Annotated in this window: 1 protein-coding gene; it reads right to left on the reverse strand. The window is 41.8% G+C overall.

What is annotated here, in order from left to right; genetic code table 11:
* Window positions 1-1,468 (reverse strand): IS1634 family transposase (locus tag BV214_RS12305; RefSeq protein WP_086477813.1); only part of this gene is annotated, 1,468 nt, incomplete at its 3' end.
* Window positions 1,469-1,498 lie beyond the last annotated feature (30 nt).

Genomic DNA, 1,498 nt, shown 5'->3' on the forward strand with positions numbered 1-1,498 from the left:
AGTCGGGTAACCGATAAGATAGTTGGTATATAGTGTGCGTAATTTCACTTGCCTTGTTTAGCGACAGATCCGATTTCTCGATCTTCAAAACCCTTTCCAGCTCTTTGTAAATGCTGTAAGCGGTGAAAGAAATACATATATGCGCTTCTATCCGGTGTCGTAATCGATGATAGATCGGGCGGATGCGGAGATCGGTCTTGGACATTCGAAAAGCTTTTTCGATGTGCCATAAATTATTGTAATTGTCCAATATAGCCTGATTTGAGAGAGCCGTATTGGTTATATATCCTTTTAGTCCGTCCCAAACGGCATCTGCTTCATATTTTTTATAGTCGATCTCAATATTCACTTCGCCTTCCATGTTCAAATATTTATTGTAGCCCCTGTTGTTGATATTTGATTTGGTAAGCTTGCCGGATTTTAAGCGTTTTTCCAGTCTCTTAAGCCCTCTTTCCCGATTGTAGCTGTCTTTTTTGGCTCTTTTGTCCGAATGGTGTACGATCAGACGACGTTTTCTTACGATGCCTTCTTCATCTATTATTTCCTTATCCAGCCAAAAAAAGTTGTTTCGCTCAAAGTCGTATTCCTTGATTTGGGATTGGGTCTCCTTATCCTCGTTCTTTATTCTGGCGCCCAATATAAATTGATAGCCGTTATCTTCCAGTGCTTGTACATTGGTTCTGGATAACAAGCCCGCATCGGCAATGACAATGGGCTTGTTCAGGGAAAACTTATCTTGCATTTTCTTCAGGAAAGGAATAAGGGTATGTCCTTCATACGTATTTCCTTCAAAAACTTCATACCCTATGGCGTAGCCGCCCAAGCCTACCAGAAGCCCGATGAATATTTGTGGGTTGCTGTGCTTTCCATCTTTGGAAAATCCTGTTTTGCGCAGGTCATCCTCATCCGAGGCCTCGAAGTAGAGTGTGGTCATATCGTAAAAGACAATGCTCAGATCCCCGTTCAAAACCTTTTTGGTGTGTTGAAAAGCTATTTGCCGGACCTGTTCCTCAAGTTCGCTGTTCAGCTTGTCCAAAAACCGGTATATCTTATTCACATCAATGGACTTGCCTTGATATCGGTACAGGTATTCACTCGTTTTGAGTTTACTCAAAGGAAATGCCAGACGGGCAACTACAATATTTTTGAACAGGGGCTCATTTAATGCACCAAAGCCTATGGAATCATAGATCTTTCCGAAAATCAACTCGGGCCCCACAGTTCTGATGTCTGCATTGCTCAGCAGAGAGAAGGCCTCTTCGACCTTCGCATCTGTAGAAGATGCAAACAGCGAAGACTGTTTCCTGATTTTTTCAAGCTCATGTTTGGCCTTTAATTTTAAAGCCTCAATTTCTTGCAACGTGTTGGCACACCCTATGGATTTGACCACTTTATATTTACCGGAATCCTTGCTAATAATCTGAATACTAGTGCTTCCTGAACGATTTTTCACCTCACGAATAAACATAGTTGGGATGTTGCAACACCCAAAATTAAG

This window comes from Arenibacter amylolyticus (assembly GCF_002150785.1).
GTDB lineage: Bacteria > Bacteroidota > Bacteroidia > Flavobacteriales > Flavobacteriaceae > Arenibacter > Arenibacter amylolyticus.